The 21,407-nt window shown below is 73.1% G+C and carries 21 protein-coding genes; 16 read left to right on the forward strand and 5 right to left on the reverse strand.

Annotated elements, in window-relative coordinates; genetic code table 11:
• Positions 1-40 precede the first annotated feature (40 nt).
• From AB0C87_RS03655 to AB0C87_RS03670, 4 genes are all read left to right on the forward strand, one after another.
• Entirely contained in the window at positions 41-1,666 is a 1,626-nt protein-coding gene (locus AB0C87_RS03655) for an alkaline phosphatase D family protein (RefSeq protein WP_360576377.1), read from the forward strand.
• Between the two features lie 182 nt (positions 1,667-1,848).
• Positions 1,849-3,192, forward strand: a complete 1,344-nt coding sequence (locus AB0C87_RS03660) for a sigma-70 family RNA polymerase sigma factor (protein WP_360576379.1) — start codon at positions 1,849-1,851, stop codon at positions 3,190-3,192.
• 276 nt (positions 3,193-3,468) lie between these two features.
• Entirely contained in the window at positions 3,469-4,803 is a 1,335-nt protein-coding gene (locus tag AB0C87_RS03665) for an NYN domain-containing protein (protein ID WP_353831926.1), read from the forward strand.
• Positions 4,804-4,884: 81 nt separating this feature from the next.
• Positions 4,885-5,532 carry a tetratricopeptide repeat protein gene (locus AB0C87_RS03670; protein ID WP_353831925.1) on the forward strand — a complete coding sequence of 216 codons (648 nt, stop codon included), beginning with the start codon at positions 4,885-4,887 and terminating at the stop codon, positions 5,530-5,532.
• 38 nt (positions 5,533-5,570) lie between these two features.
• Here the strand turns inward: AB0C87_RS03670 and AB0C87_RS03675 are convergent, their stop codons facing one another.
• A complete protein-coding gene (locus AB0C87_RS03675; protein ID WP_345171360.1) occupies positions 5,571-6,095 on the reverse strand; it encodes a hypothetical protein in 525 nt (174 codons plus the stop codon).
• Between the two features lie 59 nt (positions 6,096-6,154).
• Between AB0C87_RS03675 and pyrE the strand changes: the two genes are divergently transcribed.
• Positions 6,155-6,691, forward strand: a complete 537-nt coding sequence (gene pyrE, locus AB0C87_RS03680; protein WP_345171362.1) for an orotate phosphoribosyltransferase — start codon at positions 6,155-6,157, stop codon at positions 6,689-6,691.
• Here the strand turns inward: pyrE and AB0C87_RS03685 are convergent.
• Entirely contained in the window at positions 6,688-7,089 is a 402-nt protein-coding gene (locus tag AB0C87_RS03685; protein WP_345171829.1) for a RodZ domain-containing protein, read from the reverse strand. The genes pyrE and AB0C87_RS03685 overlap by 4 nt on opposite strands.
• A gap of 72 nt (positions 7,090-7,161) precedes the next feature.
• The gene (locus AB0C87_RS03690) at positions 7,162-7,887 is read right to left on the reverse strand and encodes a DedA family protein (protein ID WP_345171364.1); all 726 of its coding nucleotides are present in this window, start codon (positions 7,885-7,887) and stop codon (positions 7,162-7,164) included.
• A 169-nt stretch (positions 7,888-8,056) separates the two neighbouring features.
• Here AB0C87_RS03690 and fbaA point away from each other — a divergent pair, with 169 nt between their 5' ends.
• From fbaA to AB0C87_RS03725, 7 genes are all read left to right on the forward strand, one after another.
• On the forward strand, positions 8,057-9,079 hold the full coding sequence (fbaA, locus tag AB0C87_RS03695; protein ID WP_345171366.1) for a class II fructose-bisphosphate aldolase: 1,023 nt from the start codon (positions 8,057-8,059) through the stop codon (positions 9,077-9,079).
• A gap of 72 nt (positions 9,080-9,151) precedes the next feature.
• Positions 9,152-9,601 carry a helix-turn-helix domain-containing protein gene (locus AB0C87_RS03700; RefSeq protein WP_345171368.1) on the forward strand — a complete coding sequence of 150 codons (450 nt, stop codon included), beginning with the start codon at positions 9,152-9,154 and terminating at the stop codon, positions 9,599-9,601.
• A 212-nt stretch (positions 9,602-9,813) separates the two neighbouring features.
• Positions 9,814-10,848: a carboxymuconolactone decarboxylase family protein gene (locus tag AB0C87_RS03705; RefSeq protein WP_360576382.1), complete on the forward strand. Its 1,035-nt coding sequence runs from the start codon at positions 9,814-9,816 to the stop codon at positions 10,846-10,848.
• Between the two features lie 92 nt (positions 10,849-10,940).
• The gene (locus tag AB0C87_RS03710) at positions 10,941-11,792 is read left to right on the forward strand and encodes a maleylpyruvate isomerase N-terminal domain-containing protein (protein ID WP_360576384.1); all 852 of its coding nucleotides are present in this window, start codon (positions 10,941-10,943) and stop codon (positions 11,790-11,792) included.
• Positions 11,793-11,910: 118 nt separating this feature from the next.
• Positions 11,911-12,516, forward strand: a complete 606-nt coding sequence (locus AB0C87_RS03715; RefSeq protein ID WP_360576386.1) for a TIGR03086 family metal-binding protein — start codon at positions 11,911-11,913, stop codon at positions 12,514-12,516.
• A gap of 51 nt (positions 12,517-12,567) precedes the next feature.
• A complete protein-coding gene (locus tag AB0C87_RS03720; RefSeq protein ID WP_360576388.1) occupies positions 12,568-13,092 on the forward strand; it encodes a GNAT family N-acetyltransferase in 525 nt (174 codons plus the stop codon).
• 39 nt (positions 13,093-13,131) lie between these two features.
• Complete coding sequence (locus tag AB0C87_RS03725) at positions 13,132-13,554, forward strand: DUF3151 domain-containing protein (RefSeq protein WP_345171377.1); 423 nt, start codon at positions 13,132-13,134, stop codon at positions 13,552-13,554.
• Here the strand turns inward: AB0C87_RS03725 and AB0C87_RS03730 are convergent.
• Complete coding sequence (locus AB0C87_RS03730) at positions 13,541-14,977, reverse strand: FAD/NAD(P)-binding protein (protein ID WP_360576390.1); 1,437 nt, start codon at positions 14,975-14,977, stop codon at positions 13,541-13,543. The two genes, AB0C87_RS03725 and AB0C87_RS03730, sit on opposite strands and share 14 nt — an antisense overlap.
• A gap of 121 nt (positions 14,978-15,098) precedes the next feature.
• Between AB0C87_RS03730 and AB0C87_RS03735 the strand changes: the two genes are divergently transcribed.
• From AB0C87_RS03735 to AB0C87_RS03745, 3 genes are all read left to right on the forward strand, one after another.
• Positions 15,099-16,190 (forward strand): helix-turn-helix transcriptional regulator, encoded by a 1,092-nt coding sequence (locus AB0C87_RS03735; protein WP_345171381.1) that lies wholly within the window; start codon positions 15,099-15,101, stop codon positions 16,188-16,190.
• A 119-nt stretch (positions 16,191-16,309) separates the two neighbouring features.
• Positions 16,310-17,593, forward strand: coding sequence for an adenylosuccinate synthase (locus AB0C87_RS03740; RefSeq protein ID WP_360576392.1), 1,284 nt, complete (start codon positions 16,310-16,312; stop codon positions 17,591-17,593).
• A gap of 68 nt (positions 17,594-17,661) precedes the next feature.
• Complete coding sequence (locus AB0C87_RS03745) at positions 17,662-18,504, forward strand: glycerophosphodiester phosphodiesterase family protein (RefSeq protein ID WP_360576394.1); 843 nt, start codon at positions 17,662-17,664, stop codon at positions 18,502-18,504.
• A gap of 193 nt (positions 18,505-18,697) precedes the next feature.
• On the opposite strand, the gene AB0C87_RS03750 is transcribed toward AB0C87_RS03745, so the two are convergent.
• Positions 18,698-19,783 (reverse strand): magnesium and cobalt transport protein CorA, encoded by a 1,086-nt coding sequence (locus AB0C87_RS03750; RefSeq protein ID WP_345171387.1) that lies wholly within the window; start codon positions 19,781-19,783, stop codon positions 18,698-18,700.
• Between the two features lie 368 nt (positions 19,784-20,151).
• Between AB0C87_RS03750 and purD the strand changes: the two genes are divergently transcribed.
• Complete coding sequence (purD, locus tag AB0C87_RS03755) at positions 20,152-21,402, forward strand: phosphoribosylamine--glycine ligase (protein ID WP_353831918.1); 1,251 nt, start codon at positions 20,152-20,154, stop codon at positions 21,400-21,402.
• The last annotated feature ends 5 nt before the right edge of the window (positions 21,403-21,407 follow it).

Here is a 21,407-nt window from a genome sequence, read left to right on the forward strand (position 1 = left end):
CTGTGGACACATCGGCGCCCGTCCGCTAGAGAGGCGTTCTATGACCGCTTTGGTACTCGGCCCCCACCTCCGGCACGTGAGTCACCGCACCGCGACGATCTGGGTGGAGACCGATCGTCCGTGCGAGGTCAGGGTCGTCAACCGGGAGCATGGGGTGGACGCCGCCGCCCGCACCTTCACGGCGCACGGCCACCACTACGCCGTCGTCGAGATCGACGGGCTGGAGCCGGGGGCGCGGATCCCCTACGAGGTGGAGGCGGACGGCGAGACCGTCTGGCCCGAGGCCGGCGCCGGGTTCCCCCCGTCCCGCATCAGGACGCTGCGCGAGCACGGCGAGCTGCGCATCTCCTTCGGCTCCTGCCGCCGCTCGCCCGGGACCGTGGAGGAGTACGGGCACGACGCCCTCACCGCGTTCGCCGACAGGCTCCGGACCGGCGGGGAGGACGCCGTCTGGCCGGACGTCCTGCTCATGGTCGGCGACCAGGTGTACGCCGACGAGCTGACCCCCCAGATGCGCGAGTTCATCAGCGGCCGCCGCGCCCCGGGCTCGCCGCCGGACGACGAGGTCGCCGACTACGAGGACTACACCCAGCTCTACAAGCTCGCCTGGCACGACGACCCGGCCGTCCGGTGGCTGCTGTCCACCGTCCCCACCTTCACGATCTTCGATGACCACGACATCCGCGACGACTGGAACACCTCGTACACCTGGCGCCGGGAGATGTGGTCCCAGCCCTGGTGGAAGGCGCGCATCACCGGCGGCATCGGGTCGTACTGGATCTACCAGCACCTCGGGAACATGTCGCCTCAGGACCGGGCGTCCGACCCCGTCTTCGCGGCCGTCCGGGCCGCCTCCGACGAGACCGGCGACGCGGGCGCCGTCCTCGACGCGTTCGCTGAGAAGGCCGACAAGCAGCCCGAGACCATGCGCTGGAGCTACGCCCACGACTGGGCCGGCACGCGCCTGATCGTCGTCGACAGCCGGTGCTCCCGCCTCCTCACCGACGACCGGCGCGGCATGCTCGACGACGAGGAGTTCGACTGGCTGGACGGCCAGTGCCAGGGCGGCATGGACCACCTCCTCATCGCCAGCTCGCTCCCCTTCCTGCTTCCCATGGCCATCCACCACGCCGAGTCGTGGAACGAGGCCGTGGCCGAGGGCGCGTGGGGCAGGCGCGGCGCGGCGGTCGGCGAGAAGATCCGCCAGGCCGCCGACCTGGAGCACTGGGCCGCGTTCGAGAGGTCGTTCCGCGCCGTCGCCGCCGGCGTCGTCGCCGTCGGCCGCGGGGAGCGCGGACCCGCGCCGGCGAGCATCTCGTTCCTGTCCGGCGACATCCACTACTCCTATCTGGCGCGGATCACCACGCCCGCCACCCAGTCGAAGATCACCCAGATCGTCTGCTCGCCCCTGCGCAACCCGCTGGAGGGCAAGTTCCGGTGGGCGAACCGCATCGCCTACTCGCGGGCCGCCGGCCGGCCGTTCCGCGTCCTGGCGAGGCTGGCGAAGGTGCCCGCGCCGCCGATCCGGTGGCGGATGACGAACGGCCCCTGGTTCGACAACGCCATCGCCACCGTCGAGCTGTCCGGAAGCGCCTGCGGCGTGCGGTGGGAGACGCCCGGGACCAGCGGCACGATGTCCGAGATGGGGCGCACCGAGATCACGTGACGGACGGGTGCGTTCGTTTCACCCCCTCGATGAAACGAACGCACCCGCCGCGTGGACGACCCCGCCCAGACGCCGTCCACACCCCTCCAACGGCGCCGTGTCCCGGCTATGACGCGGCTCCCGCAGATATCTGTGACCAAAATGAGCGACAACAGGTGGTCAATCAGTCACAATGAGCAAGCATGGGACCAGGGGACGAGGTGGCGGCGCCCGGCGGCGCCGAGCCGAGCGATGCCGCACTCATCTCCCGGACCCGCGAGGGCGACGACGCCGCCTACGGCACGCTCTACCAGCGGCACCTGCCCGCCGCGCGCGGGCTCGCCGGCCATCTGGCCGGGCGCGACGCCGCCGAGGACGCCGTCCAGGACGCGTTCGCCAAGGTCCTCTCCGTGCTCAGGCGCGGCGGCGGGCCCGACTCCGGCTTCCGGCCCTACCTGCTCACGGCCGTCCGGCGGACGGTCTACGACCGGCAGCGCGCCGACCGGCGCGTCCACCACACCGGCGACATCGAGGCGTACGAGGTCGAGGAGCCCTTCGACGACCCCGCGGTCGAGAGGCTGGAACGCTCGATGGTCGCGCGGGCCTTCCTGTCGCTGCCCGAGCGGTGGCAGACCGTCCTCTGGCACACCGAGGTCGAGGACGAGAAGCCCGCCGACGTCGCCCCGATCCTCGGCCTGACCGCGAACGGCGCCGCCGCGCTCGCCTACCGGGCCCGCGAGGGGCTGCGGCAGGCCTACCTCCAGATGCACCTCGACGGCCTCGACCCCGGCGACGCGTGCCGTCCCGTCCTGGACAAGCTCGGCGCCTACGTTCGCGACGCGCTGCCGGGCCGCGACTCCCGCCGGGTCGGGCGCCATCTGGACGGCTGCAAGCGCTGCAAGGGCCTCCACACGGAACTGGCGCAGGTGAACACGGCACTGCGCGACGTCATCGGGCCGCTCGTCCTGGGCTCGGCGGGCACCGCCTACCTGGCGTCCAAGGGCGGCTTCCTCCTGTGGGCACGGCATCTGCCCAAAGGCCGCCAGCAGGTGCTCGCGGGGTCCGTGGTGGCCGCCGCCTGCGCGGTGGCGCTCGCCCTGACGCTCGTGTCCGACGACCGGCCCGTCCCCCCGCCTCGCACACCGCCGCCCGCCGCCGCCGAGCCGGTCGCCCCGCCCGCCGTCCGGCCGCCCGCCGCGAAACCGCCCGCGGTCAGGCCGCCGGCGGCGAAGCCGCTCGCGAAGAAGCAGGCCCCCGTCCGGCCGGCGGCCGCACCCCGGGCCACGCCGCCCCGCCCGGCGCCGAAGCCTCGGGTGAGACCGCCGCACGTCGGCAGGCCCTCCGAGTCCGCCCCGGCCCCGCCCAGTCCCGTCGAACGCCCTGGAGGCCTGCTGGTCCACATCGAACTGCGGGTGCCGCTGCTGCCGGTCGAGGTGCGCGTCCACCTGGACCTCGACACGCCAGGCGGCGACATCCGCTTCATACGGCACCGCGCCGCCTCCCACGGCGATGCCCGCGGTCACGGCCGCCCTCCCGGGTTGAAGTGAGGGTCGCGGGCACGCCTGCACTGACCCCGCCATCTGATTCTTCCCGTAAAGATCCTTCGGAAGGGCCGGACGGAGCCTGAAGGGCTGGTAGCGTCCGCCGCGGCTCCCGAATCCTTGTTACCGAGGAGTCGCCAACCGGCGGCTTGCCATGAAAGAGTGGCGAATCGCCGTAACGGCCTACCGGGCAGACGGGCTTCACTACGCTATAAGCGCCCGGGGTCGCTACGCCGAAATGGGCACGCTGTGAGCTCCCGTGTTGAGGAAGGGCGGTGCCGCATGGATCGCTGCGCCCTGTTCGTGGACGCCGGCTACCTGCTGGCGGACGGTGCCATGGCGGTACACGGCACGCGCCATCGCGAGACCGTCTCGTGGGACTTCGGCGGCCTCCTGCAACTCCTCGGCAACCTCGCCAGGGAGCGCACCGGCATGCCGCTGCTGCGCTGCTACTGGTACGAGGCGACGGTCGAGGGGCGCCGCAACCCCGAGCACGACGCGCTGGCCGACCTGCCGGGCCTCAAGCTGCGGCTCGGCCGCATCCGCCCCGGCCGCCGCGAGGGCGTCGACACCGAGATCCACCGCGACCTGATGGCCCTGGCCCGCAACTCGGCGCTCGCCGACGCCGTCCTGGTCAGCGGCGACGAGGACCTCGCCCAGGTCGTCGCGGACGCGCAGGACCTCGGCGTCCGCGTCACGGTCGTGCACGTCGCCGTCGACGGCAACTGGACGATCTCCCGGGTGCTGCGCCAGGAGTGCGACGACCTCATCGAGATCGGCTCCAGCCACCTGCGCCCCTACGTCAACCTGCTCACCGGCGTCGACGGGGGCTCCTCGCTCGGGACGAGCCCGCTGTCCAACGGGCACGGAAGCACGAACGGGCACGCCTCCTCGCTCGGCCCGCTCCAGAGCCCCGCCGGCAACGGGCCGCCGCCCGCGTCCCCGCTGAGCATCCCGCCCGCGACCCCGGCCCCCGCGCCCGCCCCTTCGCCGGCCCCGGCGGTCCGCGACCTCGGCCCGGCCATGACCGGCGGGCTGGGCGGCGGGTCCTCCCCGACCGGCGGGCACGGCATCGGCACCGGGCCCATGCCGCTGCCCGGCGGCACGGGCGGCGGGCTCGCCGGATCGTCCTACGGCACCGGCGGGCTGCCGCTCCCGCCGAATCCCGCCCCGGCCGGGCCGTCCTCGACGCAGGCCCCGTCTCCGCCCGCGCCGCCGGCCCCCAGCCCGCAGTACACCTCGTCCCCCATCCCGGCGCCCTCCCCGCCGCCTCCCCCGCAGACGCTCCAGCCGCAGCCGTCGCCGTCCGGCGGCCAGCACGGCCCCTACACCGGCCCGCAGCAGATCTCCCCCGTCCCGGTGCAGCAGACCCCGACCCTCTCGGACGCCGTCAAGGCCGCCCACCAGGAAGGCCAGGACTTCGGCGAGTCCGTCGCCCGCGACGCCCCCGCGCTGTGGCTGGAGGCGGTCCTCGCCCGCAAGCCGCGCATGCCGTCCGACCTCGAGGCCCGGCTCCTGCAGGGCTCCTCGCTGCCCATAGACTTCCTGCTGCACGACGAGGTCCGCCACGCCCTGCGCCGCGGCTTCTGGGACGCGCTCGAACGTTCCCGCAGGTGACCTGACGTCGTTAGCCCCGGTATTCCACGATCATCATCGATTCGCCCGCTTCGGCCGGGCGGCGCCGGGTAGCGTTGAACCGTGACGCATGTGACGGAAGACGATCTCGACGACCTGGAGTTCGACACCCTGCGCACCGGCGATCACATCTCGGCGGCCCGCAGGCTGTCCGAGCTGGCCGAGTCGGTGTCCGGCGGAGTCTCACGCGCCAACGTCCTGCTGCGGGCGGGCGAGCAGTGGCAGCACGCCGGCGACCACGCCCGGGCCGCCGAGCTGTACCGCCGGGCCATGGAGGACGGCGGCGAGACCTACGGCGACCCGCGCGCCTACCTCGCCGACGCGCTCTTCGAGCTGGGCCGCGGGGACGAGGCCCGCGCCCTGGTCGACCAGATCCGCGCCGACAAGCCGCGCGACCCCGAGGTGTACCGCGCCGTAGCCGAGGTGCTCTACGCCCAGGGCGACGCCACCGGTGCCCACGAGTGGGCCACCAGCGGGGCCGACGTCGTCCTCGAACTCCGCGACCGCGCCGTGGGCACGGGCATGGGCGGCGGCCCCGACGAGGCGCCGTCCCCGGACGCCGACTCCCTCACCCCCGGCCCGGACGACGTCGCCTTGGCCGAGGACAGTCTTGAGGCCCTCCTGCGCCTCCGCTACCGAGCCCGCATCGACCTGGGCCGAAGCGAAGACGACTACGACGCCCTCCTCGACGACCTTCTGAAGAACGGGTAACTCAGGGCCCTGTCACGAGCCGCCCCGTTCAGGCTTCCTCACAAGCGGGCTATGAGTTCGCTCAGGGATTGGGCGGCGGCGGTGGGGGGTTCGTGTTCGGTCACGGGCCAGCCGCGTAGCCGAGCCTCTCTGACGGCCTGGTCGTGCTCCGGGGATGCGGAGCGGTCCGCATGGGTCCGGAGGTACCCGCAGGGCGCCTCCGGCCAATCTGGGGCCGTGGGGAGGTCGTCCTGCGGGGCGTCGTGGTCGTGCCGGGCCGGGCGGGGCAGATCGGCGTCGACGAACACGTAGCCGCCCACGGCGCGGTGGGCGGCGCGCTGCGCCAGGCCGATGCCGGGCAGCAGGGGGCCGGCGGCCCCGTGCGCCACGAGGACGAGCGGCGGCACCGGGGCGGTCGCGGTGATGGTGAGCGAGACGCGGGCGATGTAGCGGGGGCCGGAGTCGTCCGGGACGTCCGGCGCCACGACGTCCAGGCCGTACGAGCGGAGCATCTCGGGAAGGTCGCCCCAGGAGGCCGCGGTGGCGCCGGGGGCGTGCAGCAGGACGACGGTTCCGGGTGTCACCCCGCGAACCGTACACGGCGGGGACGGAGCGCGTACGCAGGGTCAATAGGGTTCTGCACGTGAGCGATCGTGATGAGCTGCTGCAGAAGATCAAGGACAAGGCCGTGGTGCACGGCGACTTCGTGCTGTCCTCGGGGAAGCGGGCGTCCTGGTACGTGGACCTGCGCCGGGTGACGCTGGACGGGGCCGCGGCCCCGCTCGTGGGACGGGTCATGCTGGACGCGACCGCGGACCTCGACTACGAGGCCGTGGGCGGGCTGACGCTCGGGGCGGACCCGGTGGCCGCCGCGATGCTGCACGCGGCGGCGGCCCGCGGCCGGGCCCTGGACGCGTTCGTCGTCCGCAAGGCGGGCAAGGCCCACGGGCTGCAGCGCCGGATCGAGGGGCCGGACGTGGCGGGGCGCCGGGTCCTCGCCGTGGAGGACACCTCGACCACCGGAGGCTCCGTCCTCACGGCGGTGGAGGCGCTGCGCGAGGCGGGGGCGGAGGTGGTGGCGGTCGCGACGATCCTGGAGCGCGGCGCGGCCGGCCGGATCGCCGAGGAGGGCCTGGAGTACCGGCACCCCTACGAGGTCGCCGACCTCGGTCTCGGCTAGCGGGCCTTGACGAGCCACTGGGCGCGCTGGCCGTTCGGCTCGCGCGGCTGGACCTTGCCGTAGATCGCGACCTGCAGGGAGCCGCCGTTGAGGGCGACGACCTGCAGGGGCGCCTCTTTGAACTGGAGGGTGTCGCCGGTGTTGAGCGTGCTGTTGGCGAGCACCTTGCCGCCGGCGTCGGCCACCCGGACCACGACGGTCGTCGGCTGGCCGGTCACGCGGATCACCAGGGGCAGCGGCGCCGTCGGCGACGTGGTGGTCTCGTTGCTGCTCGGTGTGGTCCGCCCGCCGTCACCGGATGGCGATGCCCCCGTCGCGGGTCCCTTCTTGTCGGGCTCGCTCATGATCGCGTTGACCAGGGCCATGCCCCCGACGATGAGCAGGGCCAAGGCGGCCATCACGGCCAAGGCCGCGATCAGTATGCGCGCGAGACCCCTAGGGTCCGACCGGTGACGTCCCACATGGGGAGGTTAGCGATAACTGTCACCGCTGAGCGACGGACGGGACTCTTCCGGACCATTCTTATTCGGACCGTGGTCCGCTTTGCGCCCCTTCAGGACCTCCCGAATGATCGGAATGACCGAGAGAACCAGGATGACCGCTACGCCCGGGAGGATGTATTTCTCAACGTCGGGCACTTCGGACCCGAGGAAGTGGCCGAGGAGGAACAGCGCGTCCGTCCAGACGATGCCGCCGATCGCGTTCCAGACGAAGAACTTCTTCGCGTCCATGCCCAGCATCCCGGCGAGCGGGTTGAGGAACGTCCGGACAATCGGGATGAACCGGGCAAGGACCACCGCCTTCGCGGGGCCGAACCGGTTGAAGTAGTACTCGGCCTTCTCCACCCACTCCTGTTTGAAGATGCGCGAGTCCGGCCGGTCGAAGAGCTTGCGGCCGTAGCGGGCGCCGAGGAAGTGGCCGAGCTGGGCGCCGGCGATCGCCGCCACCGGCCCGCCGATCAGCAGCCAGGGCAGCGACAGCGGCTGGAAGTCCTGGCCGTTGACGGTCGAGACCGCCGTGAGGATCCCCGCCGTGAACAGCAGCGAGTCGCCCGGAAGGATGCAGCCGATCAGCAGGCCGGTCTCCGCGAAGATGATGGCGAGCACGCCGATCGTCGCGAATGTGCCGAAAAGCTGCAGCCATGCGGTCGGGTGCAGCCACTCGGTGATGTCAAGGGGAAGGGCAGTGAGATCCACACAGCGAGCGTACCTTTCCCCACGCTCCGATTAGGCGAGATACTGGGCGCGGACGGCATGCCCGACCCGGAAACCGCGTGACCTGGGCAGTCACTGGGTACGCGGACGTCCGGGAGCTACCGCCCGGCCGGATGCCCGGCGGCACCCTGCGTATGAAAGGACGCTGACAATGCCCATCGCAACGCCCGAGGTCTACGCGGAGATGCTCGACCGTGCGAAGCGCGACGGCTTCGCCTTCCCCGCGATCAACGTGACGTCCAGCCAGACGCTGAACGCCGCGCTGCGCGGTTTCGCGGAGGCCGAGAGCGACGGCATCGTGCAGGTGTCCACCGGAGGAGCCGAGTACCTGTCCGGCTCCACGGTGAAGGACATGGTCACGGGCGCGACCGCGCTGGCGGAGTACGCCCGGGTCGTGGCGGCCAAGTACCCGGTGAACATCGCCCTGCACACCGACCACTGCCCGAAGGACAAGCTGGACGGCTTCATGCGGCCGCTGGTGAAGATCTCGCAGGAGCGGGTGGCGCGCGGCGAGGAGCCGCTGTTCCAGTCGCACATGTGGGACGGGTCCGCCGTCGAGCTGCACGAGAACCTGCGGATCGCCGCCGAACTCCTGGAGGAGTGCGCCAAGGCCCGGATCATCATGGAGATGGAGATCGGGGTCGTCGGCGGCGAGGAGGACGGCGTCGCCAACGAGATCAACGAGAAGCTCTACACGACGCCCGGCGACGCGCTCGCGACCGCCGAGGCCGTCGGCGTGGGCGAGAAGGGCCGCTACATCCTGGCCGCGACGTTCGGGAACGTGCACGGCGTCTACAAGCCGGGCTCGGTCAAGCTGCGTCCCGCGGTGCTCAAGGAGATCCAGGACGCGGTCGCCGCCAAGTACGGCAAGGACAAGCCGTTCGACCTGGTGTTCCACGGCGGCTCGGGCTCCACGCTGGAGGAGATCCGGGAGGCGGTGTCGTACGGCGTCGTCAAGATGAACATCGACACCGACACCCAGTACGCCTTCACCCGCCCGGTCGCCGATCACATGTTCCGCAACTACGACGGCGTGCTGAAGGTCGACGGCGAGGTCGGCAACAAGAAGCAGTACGACCCGCGCTCGTGGGGCAAGGCGGCGGAGGCCGCGATGGCCGCCCGCATCGTCCAGGCCGCCGAGAACCTCCAGTCCGCCGGCCAGAAGCTGAAGTAGCGGAGCGGGCCGGGGGCCGCAGGGCCCCCGGCCATGCCCGTTGCCTGACGAAACGCGGGTAGGCTCCGAAGCGTGGCACTGCCCCGCACGTACGACTCGCAGAACTGCTCGGTCGCCCGCTCGCTGGAGGTCGTCGGCGACCGCTGGACGATGCTGGTGATCCGCAGCGCGTTCCAGGGCGTGCGGCGCTTCGACGACTTCCAGCAGGCCCTGGGCGTGGCCCGCAACGTCCTCACCGACCGGCTCAACCGGCTCTGCGACGAGGGCATCATGCGCCGCGTCCCGTACCAGCAGCGGCCGGAGCGGCACGAGTACCGGCTGACCCGCAAGGGCGTGGAGCTGTGGCCCGCGGTCATGACCCTGATGATGTGGGGCGACCGCCACTACGCGCCGGAGGGCCCGCCGCTGATCATCGGGCACCGGGGCTGCGACGGCGCGCTGACCCCCGCGTTCACGTGCGGCTCCTGCGGCGCGCACCTCGGCCCCGCCGACGTCGCCCCCCGCCCAGGCCCGAGCGCCTAGGCCGTGTTCCGGAGTCCGGGCCCCCTTCGAGCCAGGCCCTAGTTCCGCCGGACGCCCCCGAGCCGGTCTCCCGTCATGGCGGTCCCTTTCCGGACGGCCCGAGATGCTCCCGGAGTGCTCGCGGCCGTCGCGGGGGCGGCTGTGCTTTCCGGCCTCCGTCGGTACCATCCGAGCCCAGGCGCGCACCGAGGACGGCAGGGCGTGGTTCGGCGATGAACAGCAGTCTGGTCCGGGCGGCGCGGCGCGGGGCGGAAGCGCAGGTCGCGCACGTCTCAGTCGTCCGGCACGCGGCCGCCCGGGGGCTGGTCGCGCGGGTCTACGGCCAGCTCGAACGGGACTTCGGCATCCTCGCGCCGCCGGTGATCCTGCACTCCCCCGTCCCCGACCTGCTCGCCGCCGTGTGGACGATGCTGCGCGAGACCCTGGTCGTGCCGGGGGAGGCCGACCGCGCGGCCAAGGAGGCCGCCGCCGCGGCGGTGTCGCTCGGCAACTCCTGCCCCTACTGCGTGGCGGCGCACAGCACCACGCTGCACGGGCTCGTGCGCGGGCGCGACGCCGCCGCGATCGCCGCGGGCAGGCTCGGCGAGGTGGGCGACCCGCGCATCCGCGCGATCGCCGAGTGGGGCGAGCGGTTCGGCACGCCCGGGGCGCCCGGGCGCCCGTTCCCGCCCGAGCAGGCGCCCGAGATCGTCGGCACCGCCTTCGCCTTCCACTACTACAACCGGATGGTCAACATCTTCCTGGGCGACTCGCCGTTCCCCCCGAGGGCCCCGGCACGGGCGCACGGCGCGATCAGCCGGGTGGTGGGCCGCCTGATGGCCGCGAGCTCGCGCGCCCGGCACGCGCCGGGCGACTCCCTCGACCTGCTGCCGGCCGCGCCGGCGTCCGGCGCGCCGCCCTGGACGGCGGGCAACGAGGTGATCGCCGATGCGCTCGCGCGCGCGTCGGCCGTCATCGACCGGGCGGGCGAGCGGGTGGTGCCGGCGCCGGTCCGGGACCTACTGGCCGCCGAGCTCGCCGGGTGGGACGGGCGCACGGCCGAGCCCGCGCGGATCGACGCGGCCGTGGCCGGGCTTCCGGCGGCGGACCGTCCCGCCGGACGGCTCGTGCTGCTGACCGCGCTCGCCTCGCACCGGGTCGGCCCGGCGGTCATCGCGGAGTTCCGCCGCGACGACGGTGCGGACGCCCGCCTGCTGGAATGCCTCGCATGGGCCGCGTTCACCGCCGCGCGGGCGGCGGCGGCCTGACCCGGGCCGCCGGAGTTACTGGCCGTTTCGCGGAATTCGGTCCCCCTTTTTGAAAGCTTGCCGGGCTCGATGGAAATTGCGACCATCTGGCCATGGTGGTTCGGCTTACGGAAGAGAACTGGGCGGCGACCCGGAAGTATCTGCGCGAGACCGGCGACCGGTTCGCCGAGCTGCTGACCTCGCCCGGTTCGGACGCGAATGCCACCGCCACCTGGACCGTCACCGATACGGCAGCGCACGTCGCCACTCTCGCGCGGTTCTATCACCAGATGGTCGATCCCGCCGGGTGCGACGATCCCCTGGCCGTGCCCGATGAACTCGTCCGGAGCACGATCGTCGATACGGTCGACGCCGCGAACGAGGAATTGCTGCGCCTTTTCCCCGAGCGCGATCCGCGGGCGCTCGCCGACCTCCTGGTCCGCGATGTCGACCGGATCCTGACGGCGACGCGGGGCGCGGATCCGACGACGGCGCTGCCCTGGCTGGGCGGCTCGCGCGTCCCGCTCGGCGGGCTGCTGGCGCACCTCCTCAACGAGCTCCAGATCCACGGGCGGGACATGGCCCGGCCCATGCGCAGGCCCTGGCACGTCCCGTCGCGGGAGGCGGCCCCCTTCTTCGAGATGTTCCTCGTCGGGGTGACCGAGTACGGGTACGGACGGCTGCTGGACGGCCACGGCCCCGCGCCCGCCGGGCGGATCTCCGTCGAGTTCCGCTCCGACCACACCGCCCCCGTGGTGATGGCGATGACCGACGGGTTCGTCACCGTGGAGGAGCCGGACGGCCGCCCCGACGTGCGGCTCTTCTTCGACCCGACGGCGCTCAACCTGATGCTGTTCGGACGGATCGGCAGGGCGCGGGCGGTGCTGAGCCGCAAGGTCGTCATCCGGGGCCGGCGGCCCTGGGTCCTCCCCGCATTCCTACGGATCGTGCGTCTTCCCTCGTAAACGGCGACGCCGCGCTTTTCATCGCCCCCCTCACGAGGGGACCGGCAACGGCCGCCGATGATTTCTCGCCCCCGCGCGGGTCTGTACATGTGATCATCCCGGCGAGGTGAGGAGCCGAATGCGTGAGGCGACCGGCGCATCGGCGCCACTGCGATCCGACGCGTGCATCCTGGAGCGCTCGATCGGCTATCTCCTGACCACCGTCCAGCACGTCGCGCGGCCGATGCTCACGCACCCGACGCCGTGCGCGGCATGGAATCTCAACACGCTGCTGCTGCACATCGGCGACTCCCTTGCGGCGGTGCACGAGGGCTTGGCCGCGGGCCGGGTCGGCATCCGTCCGGCCCCGGTCGACCCGGCCGGCGACCCGGTCTCGGCGCTGCGCGTCCACGCCGTCCGGGTGCTGCGCCACACCATGGCCTCCTCCCGCCGCCCCGACGGCGCCGCGGGGACGGCGGCGATCGGCGACCGCTGCCTCCCCGTGGAGGCGGTGGTCGGCGCGGGGGCTCTGGAGGCGGCCGTGCACGGCTGGGACGTGGCGCAGGCGACCGGCGCGGCACGGCCCATTCCTCCGGACCTGGCCACCGATCTCCTGGACGTGTGGCGGACCCTGGCGCCGCCCTGCGGCCGCCTGCCGCTGTTCGGCGACCCGGTGGACCCCGGCCCGCACGCGACGCCCGGCGACCGTCTCGTCGCCTTCCTCGGCCGCCGTCCGGCGACCTGAGAACGCGCGCCGAGGTTGCTTCACACAACTTTCTGCGATCCAATGAGTTGTGTGAAGCAACTCGATGGGCGCGCCGTCGCCCGGATGGACACCGTGCTCGACGACGTCCGGATCCGCCCGTACGGCGTCACCGACCGCGACCGCGTCCGGCGCATGTCCGACCGCCTGTCGGCCGCGAGCCTCTACATGCGCTTCTTCTCCGGCACGCCCCGCCTGCCCGACCACTACGTCGGCCTCCTGGAGGGCCTCGACCACTGGGACCGCGAAGCCCTCGTCGCGCTGGACGGGGACGAGATCCTCGGCATCGCCGAATACGTCCGCGACGCGACGCGGGCCTGGCGCGCCGACCTCGCCGTCCTGGTCGCCGACCCCTGGCAGCGCCGGGGCCTCGGCCGCGCCCTCGTCGGCTGCCTGTCCGAGCTCGCCGGACGGCGCGGCGTCACCGAGTTCGGCGCGGACGTCATCCTCACCAACCGGCAGGCGCTCATGTTCGTCCGGAGCGGCTGGCCGGCGGCCCGCTCCTCCAGGGACGGCGGCTCCGCCCGCTTCCGCCTGCCGCTTTCCGTGCCCACCTGACCCCGGCCGGTTGAATCCGGTGGGGGGCGCCCGCTTACCATGACCGGCATGACCCAGAACCTGCTCGGCGGCCCCGCTCCGACCGAACTTCCGGACAACCCCGAAGCCCGGACGGCCCTGGAGGAGGGCGTCGACCCGTTCGAGGTCGCCGCGCGCCACCCGGACCACCCGGGCGCGTGGGCCGAGCTGGCCGACCGCTCCTTCGCCAAGGGCAGCGTCATCGACTCCTACGCGTTCGCCCGCACCGGCTACCACCGCGGGCTGGACCAGCTGCGCCGGGCGGGCTGGAAGGGCCACGGCCCCATCCCGTGGGAGCACGAGCCGAACCGCGGCTTCCTGCGCGCCCTGCACGCCCTCGCCCGGGCCGCCGCCGCCATCGGGGAAGACTCCGAGGCCGAGCGCTGCAGGACGTTCCTCCGCGACAGCAGCGCCGAGGCCGCCGACGCCCTCAACGGCTCCTGACCCCACCGATCGAGCGCGCCGCCCGGGACGCCTGGGCGGCGACGCCGGGGATGCCCGACACCAGGAAGGGTCCGCCGCCGGCGAGGTCGCCGGCCACGTGCAGGCGGTGATCGGGCCGTCCGCCGACGAGGACCCGTCCCGTACCGGGGTCGACGGCGAGGCCGCCGTCCGGGTCCAGCACCGCGCCCTGGGCCAGGAGCGACGAGACGAGCGGCTCGGCCGCCCGGGGGATCGCGTGCGGCGGCGGGTTGACCGCGTTGATCACGATGTCGGCGGTGCGGACGCCCGCCGCATGCGTGATCTCGAACGCGGACCCCGCCTCGATCTTCTCGACCCCGGACAGCGCCTCCAGCGTCCCCGCCTCGAACAGCTCCAGCAGCAGCGCGGCATTGCGGGGCACCATCGGCGAGGCCGCGCTCGTGATCGTCCGGAAGTGGCGGCCGCGGAGCCGCTCCCGGTCACTCGCCGCGAGCAGCCGCCACGCGACCGGGCCGGCGGTGTGCGCGGCCTCCTGCACGATCCGCCGGCCGAGCCGCGGCGCGTCCACCATGGCGAGCTGCTCGCGCAGGCTCGCCGCCGGGTCCCGTCCCGGCGCCGCGGCGATCCAGGCCGCGAGGGCGTCCCAGCTCTCGCCGTGAGCCGCCAGTTCCATGCGGATCAGCTCGGTGAACTCCGCCAGCCGGACCGGCCCCTCCAGGGACCGCAGGCGGTCGGGCGCCAGGTACCGGAGGTCGGTCGGAAGGGGACGCTGCCAGACGAACGGGAGGGTCCCGCTCCGCGAGACCATGCTGATCCTGCCGGCGTGCCCGCGCGCGGCCAGTGACGCCACGATGTCGACCGCGGTCAGGCCGGTCCCGATGACCGCCACGTTCTTTCGGGGCGGGACGCCGGCGAGGGTCCGCCGCAGGGGATACGGGTCGGCGACGAAGCCGGGCGCGCCCGCCAGCCCGTAGCCGTCCCGAGGGACGCCCCCGCCGACGCACAGGACGACCTGGTCGGCGGGGTGGCGGCGTCCGTCCGCCGTTCGCACGACCGGGCGGCCCGCGAGGGAGACCCCGGTCACCGCCGCGCCGACGAGCTCCGTCCGGGCGAACCGGGCGAGCGCGGCCTCCGCCGTGTCCACCAGGTACCGCCCGTACACGGCGCGCGGCGGGATCGGGCGGCCGAGCCGCTCGTCGGTGTGGGCTCCGGCGTGCGCGTCCCCGTCCAGCCAGCGCGCGTAGTGCTCCCGGTCCCCGTGCCGGATCGACATGATCTCGGGTGGGGCGTTGACGAGCACGGAGTCCAGGTCCGGCTGGTAGGGACGGCCGCGCCAGGGCGACGGCGAGGGGTCGAACACGGTGACGGAGCGGATGTCCGAGGGGTCGAGGGCGTCCAGCAGCGCGACGGCCGCCGCACCCGCCCCGATGATCGCGATGTCCATGCCGCCGAGCCTCGCCGCCTGGCCGAGCCCGCCCCATCCCCCGCCGGCAGGGGATCGCTCCGGACCGCGATCCCCCATCTGAGGGGGTCCGCCCGCCGCGCACGGCGGGCAGACTGGAGCGGTGATCGACCAGCGGGAACGGCGGGCCCTCCTCGACCGGGCCGCACGCGCACGGGACGCGGGCGGCCTGTTCGCGGGCGCCTCGTCGCGGCTCGGACGGCTGCTGGGCTTCCAGGCCGCCGCGTGGTCGGCCACCGACCCGGAGACCGGGCTGATCACCGCGCCGATGCTGGTCGAGAACCTCGGACGGGGCGAGCAGTGCTTCGCCTACTGGGAGTGCGCGCTCCTGGAGGAGACCGTGCTGCCCTACCGCGACCTGGCCCGCGCCCCCGTCCCGGCCGCCGGGCTCGTGGCGAGCACCGGCGGACTGCCCGCCCGCAGCGCGCAGTACCGCAGGCTGCTCGGCCGCCAGGGGATCGGAGACGAGCTGCGCGCCGTCCTGCGGACCGGCGGCCGGCCCTGGGGCGTCGTCAGCCTGTTCCGCGAGAAGGGCCGGGAGCCGTTCGGCCCCGCGGAGGTCTCCCTCGTCGCGGGCCTCTCCGCGCCCCTCGCCGACCGCCTTCGCGAGCTGGCCCGGCCCGTCCGGCCGCCGGCCGGGGCCGCCGGGCAGGACCCGGGGCTCATCCTGTTCGACCCGGCCGGCACGCCCTTCTCGATCAACGACGAGGCGCGCGACCTCCTCTCCCGGCTCCCGGACGGCCCGTCCGTCCCGTCCCCGCTGGGCCCGCCCCTGCCGGTCTGGCTCGCCGCGACGGCCGCGCAGGCCCGCGCCGTCGCCGCCGGCCGCGACCGCGGAGCGGCCCGCGTCCGGATCCGCACCCGCGACGGCCAGTGGCTCGTCGTCCACGCCTCCTGCATGGACGGGGTCCCCGGCTCGCCCGGCCCCACCGCCGTGGTCGTCCAGCCGGCCGCAGGCTCCGACATGGCGCCGGTCATCGCGGAGGCGTACGGCCTGTCCGCCCGCGAGCTGGAGATCACCCAGCTGATCGCGCGCGGGCTGACCACCGGCGGCATCGCCGCCGAACTGGTCATCTCCCCGCACACCGTCCGCGACCACGTCAAGGCGGTGTTCGCCAAGACGCGCGTGTCGAGCCGCGGCGAGCTGGTCGCGAAGCTGTTCGCAGAGAACTACTGGCCGCGCCGAGGCCGGTGACCGGCGGCCATCGGCCGCCTCCGGTTTCTTTGTCGCCCGCCTGCGGGTACGCTTTGATCGCAAGAGGCCCCTTCGCGCTTGCGGCGACCGGGGCCTTCGTCGTGGGAAGGGAAAGTGGCATGCCTGCCATCGTTCTTGTCGGTGCCCAGTGGGGAGATGAGGGCAAGGGCAAGGCGACAGACCTGCTCGGTGGGGACGTCGACTACGTCGTCCGCTACCAGGGCGGCAACAACGCGGGCCACACCGTGGTCATCGGCGACAAGAGCTACGCGCTGCACCTGCTGCCGTCCGGAGTGCTGTCGCCCGACGTCGTCCCCGTGATCGGCAACGGCGTGGTGATCGACCCCGCCGTGCTGCTGCAGGAGATCGACGGCCTGCGGGACCGCGGCATCGGCTGCGAGCGGCTGCTGATCTCGGCGAACGCGCACCTGATCATGCCGCACCACCGCGCCCTCGACAAGGTCACCGAGCGCTACCTCGGCAAGGCCCGGATCGGCACCACCGGCCGCGGCATCGGCCCCACCTACGCCGACAAGATCAACCGGATGGGCATCCGCGTCCAGGACCTGTTCGACCCGAACATCCTCACGCAGAAGCTCGACCTGGCCCTGCGCGAGAAGAACCAGGTCCTCACGAAGGTCTACAACCGCCGCCGCATCGAGACCGGGCCGATCGTCCAGGAGTACCTGGCCTACGGCGAGCGCCTCAAGCCGTTCGTCGCCGACACCACCCTCGTCCTGAACAAGGCGCTGGACGACGACAAGGTCGTCCTGCTGGAGGGCGCGCAGGGCACGCTGCTGGACATCGACCACGGAACGTACCCGTTCGTGACGTCGTCCAGCCCCACGGCCGGCGGCGCCTGCGCGGGCTCCGGAGTCGGCCCCACCAAGATCACCCGCGTGATCGGCATCCTCAAGGCCTACACGACCCGGGTCGGGTCCGGTCCGTTCCCCACGGAGCTGCTGGACGAGCAGGGCGAGTACCTGCGCACGACCGGCGGCGAGTACGGCGTGACCACCGGCCGCGACCGCCGCTGCGGCTGGTTCGACGCCGTGATCGCCCGCTACGCCACCCGCGTCAACGGCATCACCGACTACTTCCTGACCAAGCTGGACGTCCTGTCCGGCCTGGACCGGGTCCCGGTGTGCGTCGCCTACGAGATCGACGGCGTCCGGGTGGACGAGCTGCCCACGACGCAGACCGAGTTCCACCACGCCAAGCCCGTCCTGGAGTACCTGGACGGCTGGCAGGAGGACATCACCCGCGCCCAGAAGTTCGAGGACCTGCCCGCCAACGCGCAGGCGTACGTCCGGGCGCTGGAGCAGATGTCCGGCGCCCAGATCTCCGCGATCGGCGTGGGCCCCGGCCGCGACCAGACCCTTTCGCTCAGGCCCCTGGTCTGACCTCGCGTTTCCCTCCCGCTCACCCGTTCCTCACTGGGCGTTCGGTCACGGGCGGTAGCGTGCGTTCGGTGATCTCTTCCGTCGAGGTGCACGGACATCGGGGGGCGCGCGGCCTCCGTCCGGAGAACACCCTGCCCGGCTTCGCCCACGCCCTCGACCTCGGCGTCGACGTGATCGAGCTGGACGTGGGCCTGTCCTCGGACGGCGTGGTCGTCCTCGGCCACGACCAGGTGGTCTCCCCCGCCGTCCTCGCCGACACGGGCCCCGCCTGGCCGGACGACCCCGCCTACCCCTACGTCGGCAGACCCGTCCGCGAACTGTCCCTCGCCCAGCTGCGGACGCTCGACGCGGGCCTCAGCTGCGCGGCCGCCCCGATGCCCGGCACCCGCGTCCCCACGCTCGCCGAGGCGTGCGCCCTGCTGGCCCCCACGGGCGTCGGGCTCTCCGTCGAGCTGAAGACGGACCCCTCCTGGACCGACGAGGAGGTGGAGCTCCTGACCGCCTCCGCGGCGGCCGTCCTCAAGGCCTTCGGCTGCACCGGACGCTCCCAGCTCCTGGCCTTCGACTGGCGCGTCCTGGCCGAGGCCCGCCGCCACTACCCGGACCTGGGCCGCGTCGCCCTGATGGAACGCAAGACCCTCGCCCCGGAAACCGCCTGGCTCGCAGGCCACTCCCCGGCCGACCCGATGGCCGCCGCCTTCGCCCTGGGCGCCACCGCCGTCTCCCCCGAACACAAGATCGCCACCCCCGCCCTCATAGACCAGGCCCACTCCCTGGCCCTCCCGGTCATCGTCTGGACGGTCAACACCCCCGAGGACATGACCCGCTTCATCCACGAAGGCGCAGACGCGATAGTCACCGACTACCCAGACGTCCTGCTAGCCCTCCAAACACCGACCCCCGCCATCTGACGCACAACGCCCAGCCACCGCCGCAACCCCGCAACAACCTCAAGGGTTGCGATCGCGTCCGAAGGCAGGTTCGAGCGGAGCGAGAACCTGATCGCGCAGCGAGCCGCAAGGCGAGTCGGAGCGATGCCAGCGATCGCCCGCGTTTATCGACGATGGAGGGCCGCCAGGCCCGAAGGAGGAGATAAATGCGATGTCAGAGCCATCCGTTTCTGCGGAAGCCTCGGTAGAGGGCGAAGCAGGCGAGGGAGATGACGCTGAGGATCATGGGGTAGCCGTACTGCCAGCGGGTCTCGGGCATGTGGTCGAAGTTCATGCCGTAGACGCCGGCGATGGCGGTGGGGACCATGAAGATGGCGCCCCAGGCGGAGATCTTGCGCATGTCCTTGTTGTCGGCGACGGTGACCTGGGTCATGTGCGCCTGGAGGATGGGGTTGAGGAGTTCGTCGTAGGACTCGACCTGCTCGCGGACGCGGGTGAGGTGGTCCTCGACGTCGCGGAGGTACTCCTTGATCTCGGCGGGGACGAAGCGGCGGCCGGTCAGGTTGCGCAGGGGGCCGGCGAGCGGGCCGACGGCGCGCTTGAGCTGGATGACCTCGCGCTTGAGCCGGTAGATGCGGCGGGACTCGTCGGTGCGCTCGGGGGAGAAGACGGCCTCTTCGACCTCGTCGATGTCCTCCATGACGGCGTCGGCGACGCCGACGTAGCCGTCCACGACGCGGTCGGTGACGGCGTGCAGGACGGCTGCGGGGCCGAGGGCGAGGCGGGCGGGGTCCTTCTCCAGGTCGCGGCGGACGGGGCCGAGCGCGCCGTGGGCGCCGTGCCGGACGGTGACGACGAAGTCGGGGCCGCAGAACAGCATGATCTCGCCGGTCTCGACGACTTCGGCGCCGCCGGGGCCGCTGGAGACGTAGCCGACGGTCTTCATGACGACGAAGTGGACGTCGTCGTAGCGTTCGAGCTTGGGGCGCTGGTGGGCGTGGATGGCGTCCTCGACGGCGAGGGGGTGCAGGCCGAAGACCTCGGCGAGGTCGGAGAGCTCGCCGGCGGACGGCTCGTGGAGGCCGACCCAGACGAAGCCGGCGCTGTCGCCCTCGGGGGTGAGCCGGCCGTCGCGGACGAGGCGGACGGCGTCGGGGATGGTGTCGGTGCAGACGCGGTGGCCGTCGATGTAGGCGGCCCAGTCGATGACGGCGGAATCGCGGTTCGGAGCCTGCACGCCGCTGGGGCGGCCGCGCGTCTTGAACAGAACGCGGCCGGGGCGGACTCGTGTCATGGCCATGGAGGTGCTCCTAACCCGCCGGCCACGCACGCAGCGCGCGCTCAACCCAGGCTGGTCAGCGAAGGGAGCGCGCGAGAGCGTCGGCCGGGCGCCAGATGGAGGCGGACGGTGGAACAGTCCGGTTCGGACTGTGAGGGTTCTCCGGCGAACTGCAAGTATCACCAGGACTCATCCCGACCACCTCCTTTCGGGCACCTCGACAGCGGGCGGTCAAGCCCGTGGCAGCCTACCAGCCGATATGTAGGACGCCGCCCGTATCGGTCAGGTTCACACGTCCCGGTGTGACGGCCGCCTCACCGGGCCGCATGCCCCTTCGCGCAGGGGTTACGCGCGCCCGGCGCGGGGTGGGGGACCAGTAAGCTCGCGACGTGCGAGTACTCGTCCTTGGATCGGGTGGCCGCGAGCATGCGCTCGTCCGCGCCCTGCACCGCGACCCTGCCGTCACCGCCCTCCACTGCGCCCCGGGCAATCCGGGCACGGCAGAGATCGCGGACAATCACCAGCTCGATCCGACGAACCGCACGGCGGTGGTGGAACTGGCCGCGCGGCTCCGGGTGAGCCTGGTCGTCATCGGGCCGGAGGCGGTGCTGGTGGCCGGGGTCGGCGACGCCCTGCGCAGGGCGGGCATCCCCTGCTTCGGGCCGGACCGCGCCGCCGCGAAGATCGAGGCGTCCAAGGCGTTCGCCAAGGAGATCATGGCCGCGGCGGGGGTGCCGACCGCCGACTCGCGGGTCTGCGAGTCGAGCGGGGAGGTCGAGGAGGCGCTCGACGCCTTCGGCCCGCCGTACGTGGTGAAGGACGACGGGCTCGCGGCCGGGAAGGGCGTGGTCGTCACCGAGAGCCGCGACGAGGCGCTGCGGCACGCCGACGCCTGCGACCGCGTCGTGGTCGAGGCGTACCTGGACGGTCCCGAGGTCTCCCTTTTCGCGCTGTGCGACGGGCAGCACGCCGTCCCGCTGCTGCCCGCGCAGGACTTCAAGCGCGCCTACGACGGCGACGAGGGTCCGAACACCGGCGGGATGGGCGCGTACACACCGCTGCCCTGGGCGCCGCCCGGACTGGTGGACGAGGTCATGGCCACCGTCGTCCAGCCCACCGTGGACGAGTTGCGCCGCCGCGAGACCCCGTACGTCGGCGTCCTGTACGCCGGGCTCGCGCTGACGTCCCGGGGCGTGCGGGTGGTGGAGTTCAACGCGCGCTTCGGCGACCCCGAGACCCAGGTCGTGCTGGACCGGCTGGCCACCCCCGTCGCCACGCTGCTCCAGGCCTGCGCGATCGGGGGCCTCGACCCGAGCCTGCGCCTCGAATGGCTGCCGGGCGCGGCCGTGACGGTGGTCGTGGCCGCCGAGGGCTACCCGGCCGCCCCGGCGAAGGGCGACGAGATCACCGGCCTGGAGGAGGCCGCCGCGGTCGAGGGCGCCTACGTCCTGCACGCGGGCACCGCGCTCGGCGGCGAGGGGCGGCCGGTCGCGAGCGGCGGGCGCGTCCTCAACGTCGTCGGCACCGGGCCCGACCTCGCCGCCGCCCGGGCCGCCGCCTACGAGGCCGTGTCCAGGATCGGCCTGCGCGGGTCCCACCACCGGACCGACATCGCGCTGAAGGCCGTCTCCCTGCCATGATTACC

This window comes from Actinomadura sp. NPDC048021 (genome assembly GCF_040653135.1).
Lineage (GTDB): Bacteria > Actinomycetota > Actinomycetes > Streptosporangiales > Streptosporangiaceae > Spirillospora > Spirillospora verrucosospora.